This window comes from Nocardioides sp. (assembly GCF_029937575.1).
Lineage (GTDB): Bacteria > Actinomycetota > Actinomycetes > Propionibacteriales > Nocardioidaceae > Nocardioides.
This window is the reverse complement of the sequence record NZ_JAPYPS010000045.1, coordinates 22,879-30,866: the sequence shown is the minus strand read 5'-3', so window position 1 is coordinate 30,866 and position 7,988 is coordinate 22,879. Positions and strand designations below refer to the sequence as shown.

At 70.9% G+C, this 7,988-nt stretch carries 6 protein-coding genes; all 6 read right to left on the bottom strand.

From position 1 onward, the window contains the following. Positions 1-3,290 (bottom strand): glutamate synthase large subunit (gene gltB / locus Q1K33_RS14545; RefSeq protein WP_300405196.1); only part of this gene is annotated, 3,290 nt, incomplete at its 3' end. 175 nt (positions 3,291-3,465) lie between these two features. Further along, positions 3,466-4,488, bottom strand: a complete 1,023-nt coding sequence (gene lgt, locus Q1K33_RS14540) for a prolipoprotein diacylglyceryl transferase (RefSeq protein ID WP_363319725.1) — start codon at positions 4,486-4,488, stop codon at positions 3,466-3,468. Position 4,489: 1 nt separating this feature from the next. Beyond that, positions 4,490-5,098, bottom strand: coding sequence for an SCO family protein (locus tag Q1K33_RS14535; protein WP_300405194.1), 609 nt, complete (start codon positions 5,096-5,098; stop codon positions 4,490-4,492). Next, positions 5,091-5,900 carry a tryptophan synthase subunit alpha gene (gene trpA, locus Q1K33_RS14530; RefSeq protein WP_300405192.1) on the bottom strand — a complete coding sequence of 270 codons (810 nt, stop codon included), beginning with the start codon at positions 5,898-5,900 and terminating at the stop codon, positions 5,091-5,093. Before trpA ends, Q1K33_RS14535 begins: the two co-directional genes overlap by 8 nt. Further along, entirely contained in the window at positions 5,897-7,162 is a 1,266-nt protein-coding gene (trpB, locus tag Q1K33_RS14525; RefSeq protein WP_300405190.1) for a tryptophan synthase subunit beta, read from the bottom strand. Before trpB ends, trpA begins: the two co-directional genes overlap by 4 nt. Beyond that, the gene (gene trpC, locus Q1K33_RS14520) at positions 7,159-7,962 is read right to left on the bottom strand and encodes an indole-3-glycerol phosphate synthase TrpC (protein ID WP_300405188.1); all 804 of its coding nucleotides are present in this window, start codon (positions 7,960-7,962) and stop codon (positions 7,159-7,161) included. The genes trpB and trpC overlap by 4 nt, the downstream gene beginning before the upstream one ends. Between the last annotated feature and the right edge of the window lie 26 nt (positions 7,963-7,988).

The window sequence follows — 7,988 nt, the reverse complement described above, 5'->3', positions numbered from 1 at the left end:
CCGTCGGCCTGCACGACGATCCGGTCGCGCAGCCCGTTGAGGAGCAGCGTCTGCTGCGTCTCGGCCAGGCCGAGCTCCCAGGGGCCGCCGGCGTGCTTGAGGGAGGTGAGCGGCGAGGCGCCGGTGCCGCCGTCGTGGCCCGAGATCAGCACCACGTCGGCGTGCGCCTTCGAGACACCTGTCGCGACCGTGCCGACACCGACCTCGGAGACGAGCTTGACGTGGACCCGCGCGGACGGGTTGGCGTTCTTGAGGTCGTGGATCAGCTGGGCGAGGTCCTCGATCGAGTAGATGTCGTGGTGCGGCGGCGGGCTGATCAGGCCCACGCCCGGCGTGGAGTGCCGGGTCTTGGCCACCCACGGATAGACCTTGTTGCCGGGCAGCTGGCCACCCTCGCCGGGCTTCGCGCCCTGCGCCATCTTGATCTGGATGTCGTCGGCGTTGGTGAGGTACTCGGAGGTCACCCCGAAGCGACCCGAGGCGACCTGCTTGATCGAGCTGCGCCGCTCGGGGTCGTAGAGCCGCTCGGGGTCCTCGCCGCCCTCGCCGGTGTTGGACTTCGCACCGAGCCGGTTCATCGCGATCGCGAGCGTCTCGTGCGCCTCCTTGGAGATGGAGCCGTAGGACATCGCACCGGTGGAGAAGCGCTTGACGATCTCCGAGACCGGCTCGACCTCCTCGATCGCGATCGGGTCGCGGCCGGTGAGCTCGGCGCCCTTGAAGCGGAACATCCCGCGCAGCGTCATCAGCGCCGACGACTGGTCGTCGACGGCGGAGGTGTACTGCTTGAAGATGTCGTAGCGCTGGGCGCGCGTGGAGTGCTGGAGGCGGAAGACGGTCTCGGGGTTGAACAGGTGCGGCTCACCGTCTCGACGCCACTGGTACTCACCGCCGATCGCGAGCTCGCGGTGGGTGGGCAGCACGCCACCACGGGGGTACGCCGTGGCGTGGCGCCGCGAGACCTCCTCGGCGATGGTGTCGAGGTCGATGCCGCCCAGCTTGGACGTCGTGCCGGTGAAGTAGGCGTCGACGACCTGCTGGGAGAGTCCGACGGCCTCGAAGATCTGGGCGCCGGTGTAGGAGGCCACGGTGGAGACGCCCATCTTGGACATCACCTTGAGCACGCCCTTGCCGAGCCCCTTGATCAGGTTGGCGACCGCGGCCTCGGGCTCCGCCTTGACGTAGTAGCCCTCGCGCGCCAGGTCCTCGACCGACTCCATGGCCAGGTAGGGGTTGACCGCGGCGGCTCCGAAGCCGACCAGCAGGGCCACGTGGTGCACCTCGCGGACGTCACCGGCCTCGATGAGCAGCCCCACCTGGGTGCGGGTCTTCTGCCGCACGAGGTGGTGGTGGACCGCAGCGGTCATCAGCAGCGACGGGATCGGCGCCAGATCGGCGTCAGCGTGCCGGTCGGAGAGCACGATGACGCGAGCACCCTCGGCGATCGCGGCACTGACTTCGTCGCAGATCTCGGTGATCCGGGCGGCCAGGGCGGCCCCGCCGCCGGACACGTCGTACAGGCCGCGCGAGACGTGGGTGATGAACCCGGGCATGTCGCCGTCGCGGTTGATGTGGCGGATCTTGGCCAGGTCGTCGTTGGAGATGACCGGGAACGGCAGCACGACCTGGCGGCACGACGCCGGCGTCGGCTCCAGGAGGTTGGCCTCCGGGCCGATCGTGCCGTTGAGCGAGGTGACGAGCTCCTCGCGGATCGCGTCGAGCGGCGGGTTGGTCACCTGCGCGAAGAGCTGGGTGAAGTAGTCGAACAACAGCCGCGGCTTGTCGCTCAGCGCCGCGATGGGCGTGTCGGTACCCATCGAGCCGAGTGGCTCTCCCCCGGTGTTGGCCATCGGGGTGAGCAGGACGCGCAGCTCCTCCTCGGTGTAGCCGAAGATCTGCTGACGGCGCGTCACCGAGGCGTGGGTGTGCACGATGTGCTCACGGTCGGTGATGTCGTTGAGGTGGATCAGCCCGGCGTGGAGCCACTCGCCGTACGGGTGCTCCTCGGCGAGCTCGGTCTTGACCTCCTCGTCCTCGATGATCCGGTGCTCCTCGGTGTCGACGAGGAACATCCGCCCCGGCTGCAGCCGGCCCTTGCGGACGATCGAGGCCGGGTCGAGGTCGAGGACACCGACCTCGGAGGCCAGCACGACCAGGCCGTCGTCGGTGACCCAGTAGCGCGAGGGCCGCAGACCGTTGCGGTCCAGGACCGCGCCGATCTGGGAGCCGTCGGTGAAGACCACGCAGGCCGGTCCGTCCCAGGGCTCCATCATCGCGGAGTGGAAGGAGTAGAAGTCGCGGCGCTGCTGATCCATCTCGGTGTGGTTCTCCCACGCCTCGGGGATCATCATCAGCACGGCGTGGGGCAGGCTGCGCCCGCCCATGTGCAGCAGCTCGAGGACCTCGTCGAAGGACGCGGAGTCGGAGGCCCCCTCGGTGCAGATCGGGTAGAGCCGCTCCAGCTCACCGGGGATGAGGTCGGAGTCCAGCAGCGCCTCGCGGGCGCGCATCCAGTTGCGGTTGCCCTTGACGGTGTTGATCTCACCGTTGTGGGCGATGAACCGGAACGGGTGCGACAGCGGCCAGCTCGGGAACGTGTTGGTCGAGAAGCGCGAGTGGACCACGGCCATCGCCGAGGCGACGCGCTCGTCGACGAGGTCGGGGAAGAAGTTGTCGAGCTGGTCGGTCGTCAGCATGCCCTTGTAGGCCAGCGTGCGCGAGGACAAGGACGGGAAGTAGACGTCGGTCTCGCGCTCGGCGCGCTTGCGCAGGCAGAACGCCAGGCGCTCCAGGCCCATCCCCGTGAGTCGTTGGCCGGAGGAGGCGACGAAGAGCTGACTGAAGACCGGCATCACCGAGCGGGCGGCCGCTCCGAGGATCTCGGGGTCGGTCGGGACCTCGCGCCAGCCGACGACGCTGAGGCCCTCCTCGGCGGCGATCTCCTCGACCCGCGCACGCGTGGTGGCGACCTGGTCGGCATCGCCGGGCAGGAAGGCCATCCCGACGGCGTACGACGCGGGGGCGGGCAGCTCGAAGCCGGCATCGGCCGCGACGTCGCGCAGGAACGCGTCGGGGACCTGCATGAGGATGCCCGCTCCGTCACCGGAGTTGGCCTCGGCGCCCGCGGCGCCACGGTGGTCGAGGTTGCGCAGCGCCGTGAGGGCCTTGACCACGATGTCGTGGGAGGCCTCTCCGGTCAGCGTGGCGACGAAGGCGACACCGCAGGCATCGTGCTCGTTGGCTGGGTCGTAGAGCCCTTGGACTGGCGGGAACGCGTGCGGATACGGCACTGGTGTTCTCCCGTCGGCGTCGGTTGCGGCCGTGCTGCCCCCGAGGGGGCGGACCGGCGGCAACGGTGGGTCGCAGGGGACAACGTTGGCCCACGCGGCGGAAGCCCGAGATTACCACCGGGTTACTTCGGAGGTGGCCCCGAACCCCGGTGATGGACACCTCGTCGGCCGTGGATCAGGTCCGCTCCGACTCCACGTCCGAGTCGGCGTCGGAGTCGGCGTCGGAGTCGGCGTCGGAGTCGGCGTCGGAATCGCCCTCCGAGGTCGCCGGGGTCTCGTCGTCGACGACGCCCTGGTCGACGCCCTGGTCGACGCCGTCCTCGGCGGCGGGACCGAAGCCGGGCCGGAAGACGTCGTCCTCACGGCCGGGGTGACGCTTGCTGCTCCACACGAAGTAGGCCGCCGCGGCGACGAAGAGCACGATCGAGGTCCACACGTTGAACCGCAGGCCTCCGACGTCGCTGAGCTCGACGGAGTCGATGCGCAGGTCCTCGATCCAGCCGCGGCCGAGGGTGTAGCCCATGACGTAGAGCGCCATCACGCGGCCGAAGCCGAGCTTGAAGCGCCGGTCGGCCCAGACGAGGATCGCGAAGACGCCCAGGCTCCACAGGAACTCGTAGAGGAAGGTCGGGTGGAACGTCGTACCCGCCGGGAAGTCGAGCCCGCCGGGGTAGTTCTCGGGGTCGATCTCGAGGCCCCAGGGAAGGTCGGTCGGCTTGCCGTAGAGCTCCTGGTTGAACCAGTTGCCCCACCGCCCGATCGCCTGGGCGACGATCACGCCGGGGGCCAGCGAGTCGAGCATCGGCAGGAGCCGGATGCCCTTGCGACGCGCGCCGATGTAGATGCCCACCGCGCCCAACGCGACGGCGCCCCAGATGCCCAGGCCTCCCTGCCACACGTAGAGGGCCTCGATCGGTGACTTGCCCTCGCCGAAGTAGAGGCCCGAGTCGGTCGCCACGTGGTAGAGCCGGGCACCGACGAGGCCGAACGGGATCGCCCACACCGCGAGGTCCTGCACGTCGCCGGCTCGCCCACCGCGGGCGATCCAGCGTCGCTCGCCGATGTAGATGGCCACGACGATGCCGAGGATGATCGACAGCGCGTAGCCGCGGATCGGGATGCTGCCGAGGTACCAGACACCCGAGGAGGGGCTGGGGATCGACAGAGCGGTCAGCCCGGAGAGCATGGTCAGGGTCACGTCAGGAGTCCTCGAGAAGCGTGTGGATGTCGGAGGCGAACTGGGCCGGAGTGGTGTCCTGACCCCAGTAGATCGGGGCCTCGTCGGCGGTGTCGACCCCGAGGATCTGGGTCGTGTGCCCACCGGGGTCGTCGCGGTCGATGCCCACCGCCAGGGAGCGGCCCACGTCGACGATCGTGTCGAAGTCGGAGGTGGCGCCGATGAAGGAGCGGTCGAAGGTGTCCAGGTAGTCGCGGATGACCTGCGGTGTGTCGTGGTCGGGGTCGCTGGTGACCATCACGACGTCGACCTGGGAGCGGTCGTCGTCGTCCAGGCGCGTCAGCGCGGAGGCGAGGTGGCTGAGCACGGCCGGGCACACGTCCTCACACCGGGTGTAGCCGAAGAAGACCATCGTCAGCCGCTTGTCGGTGTCGGCGGCGAGCGAGAAGGCGTCGCCGTCGGTGTCGACGAGGTCCACGTCGGGCACGACGTACGGCGAGTCGAGCGGACGTCCGGAGAACGGCACGTCGGCCTCGCCACCGCACGCCGTCAGCGCCAGGAGCAGGGTCGCCACGACGGCGCCGAGCCCGGAGCGTCCGGAGCGCACGGCGCGGGCACGGGGGTCACGCACCGCGACGTACTCCTTCGGCCAGGTCCTCGGTCAGTGCCGACAGGGACCGCAGCCCGGCGGCCCGGTCGTCGGGGTGGTCGAGGAGCGTGCGGACCATGGCGGAGCCGACGATGACGGCGTCGGCGTACGACGCGACCTCGGCGGCCTGGTCCCCGTTGCTGATCCCGAGCCCCACGCCCACGGGCAGGTCGGTGACCGCCTTGGTGCGCGCGACCAGGGGACCCGCGAGGTCGCTGCTGCTGGCCCGGGCGCCGGTGACGCCCATGACCGCCGTCGCGTAGACGAAGCCGCGGCACTCGGCCACGGTCATCGCCAGGCGGTCGTCGGTCGACGACGGCGCCACCAGGAACACCTTGTCGAGGTCGTGGGCGTCGGCCGCGGCGATCCACTCGGGCGCGAAGTCGGGGGTGAGGTCGGGAGTGATCAGGCCCGCTCCCCCGGCGCCGGCCAGATCGGCGGCGAAGCGCTCCACGCCGTACCGCTCGACGGGGTTCCAGTAGGTCATCACCAGGGTCGGTGTGCCGGTCGCGGCGACGGCCTCGACCGTGCGCAGGACGTCGGTGGTGCGGAACCCGGCCTCGAGCGCCTGCTGCGCCGCGGCCTGAACCGTGGGTCCGTCCATCACCGGGTCGCTGTAGGGGAGCCCGACCTCGATGACGTCGCACCCGGCCGCGACCATGGCCTGCAGGGCCTCGATGCCGCCTGCGACGTCCGGGAACCCAGCTGGCAGGTACCCCACCAGCGCGGCACGGCCGTCGGCGCGCGCCTTCTCGAAGGCGGTGGCCACGCTGTGGCTGCTCATGAGGCCTCCCCGCCCGTCTCCCCCTGGGGCTGGCCGAGTCGGAACCACTCCAGGGCGGTCTCCATGTCCTTGTCGCCGCGACCGGAGAGGTTGATCAGGATGGTCGCGTCGGGACCGCACTCGGCGAGGAGTCGCGGCGCGTCACGCAGGGCGCCGGCGATCGCGTGCGCACTCTCGATCGCCGGGATGATGCCCTCGGTGCGACTGAGCAGCGCCATCGCCTCCATCGCCTCGGTGTCGGTGACCGGGGTGTACGACGCCCGTCCGACCCGCGCCAGGTGGGCGTGCTGGGGCCCGACTCCGGGGTAGTCCAGGCCGGCCGAGATCGAGTGCGACTCGATGGTCTGACCGTCCTCGTCCTGGAGCACGAACGTGCGGGCCCCGTGGAGCACCCCGCTGTCGCCGGCGTGGATGGTCGCGGCGTGACGACCGGTCTCGACGCCGTCCCCGCCCGGCTCGTAGCCCCAGACGCGGACGTCCTCGTCGGCGAGGAAGGCCTGGAACAGCCCGATCGCGTTGGAGCCGCCTCCCACGCACGCCGCGATGGCGTCCGGGAGCCGGCCGATCTGCTCCAGGCACTGGGCGCGGGCCTCGTCACCGATCCCCCGGGCGAAGTCGCGCACCATGCTGGGGAACGGGTGGGGTCCTGCGGCGGTGCCGAACAGGTAGGCGGTGTGGTCGACGCTGGCGACCCAGTCGCGCAGCGCCTCGTTGATCGCGTCCTTGAGCGTGGCGCTGCCGGAGTCCACGGTGATCACGGTGGCGCCCAGCAGCTGCATGCGGGCGACGTTGAGGGCCTGACGCTTCGCGTCGACGGCGCCCATGTAGACGGTGCAGTCGAGACCGAAGTACGCCGCCGCGGTGGCGCTGGCGACACCGTGCTGACCGGCGCCGGTCTCGGCGATCACGCGCTTCTTGCCCATCCGCTTGGTCAGCAGCGCCTGGCCCAGGACGTTGCGGATCTTGTGGGCGCCGGTGTGGTTGAGGTCCTCACGCTTGAGCAGCACCCGGACACCGACCTGGTCGCTGAGGCGTTCGGCGAGGTAGAGGGGGCTGGGGAGGTTGGCGTAGTCGCGCAGGATCGCGTCGAACTCGGCCCCGAAGGCCGGGTCCGCAGCAGCGTCGTGCCAGGCGTCGGTGAGCTCGTCGAGGGCAGCGATCAGCGCCTCGGGCATGAACCGCCCGCCGAAGTCACCGAACCAGCCGCGCTCGTCCGCCCCGTAGGCGTCGATGGTCGGGTCCTGCACGCCGTCAGCCGTCATGCCTGCGCTCCTGTCGTGAGTCCTGTCAGTCCCGTCATGCCGGCCACGGCTGCGCGCGGGGCTCCGTCCTTGACCAGGGCCTCGCCGACCAGCACCGCGCGGGCGCCCTCACCGACGAAGCGCGCCACGTCGTCCTGGTCGGTGATGCCCGACTCGGCGACCGCGACGCGGTCGTCCGGGAGCAGGGGCGCCAGGCGCCCGAAGGTGTCGTTGTCGACGGCCAGCGTCTTGAGGTTGCGCGCGTTGACGCCGATCAGCTCGGCGCCCAGGTCGACGGCCCGCTCGGTCTCGGGCTCGTCGTGCACCTCGACGAGCACGGTCAGCCCGAGCTCGCGCGCCTCGTCGTGAAGGCGACGCAGCCGGTCGTCGTCCAGCGCAGCCACGATCAGCAGGGCGAGGTCGGCCCCGGCAGCACGGGCCTCGACGAGCTGGTAGGTCTCGACGATGAAGTCCTTGCGCAGCAGGGGTACGTCGACGGCCGCACGCACGGCGTACAGGTCGGCGAGGCTGCCGCCGAAGCGACGCTCCTCGGTGAGGACGCTGATCGCGGCGGCTCCGCCGGCGGCGTACTCCATCGCGAGGGCGGCCGGGTCGGGGATCTCGGCCAGGTCGCCCTTGCTGGGGCTGCGTCGCTTGACCTCGGCGATGACGCTCGAGCCGGGCGCCCGGAAGTGCGCCATCGGGTCGCGCGGGGGCGGCGCGTCGGCCAGCGCCGCGCGGACGTCGACCAAGGGCCGCTCGGCTTCGCGTCGCGCGAGGTCGATCCGGACTCCGTCGACGATGTCGTCGAGCACGGACACGACTGCTCCTCGCTGAGGCTGGGCTG

Bases quoted from the DNA above. Each gene is read 5' to 3' on its own strand.
- trpA (WP_300405192.1), bottom strand. From the start codon at position 5,900: ATGAGCAGCCACAGCGTGGCCACCGCCTTCGAGAAGGCGCGCGCCGAC.
- trpB (WP_300405190.1), bottom strand. From the start codon at position 7,162: ATGACGGCTGACGGCGTGCAGGACCCGACCATCGACGCCTACGGGGCG.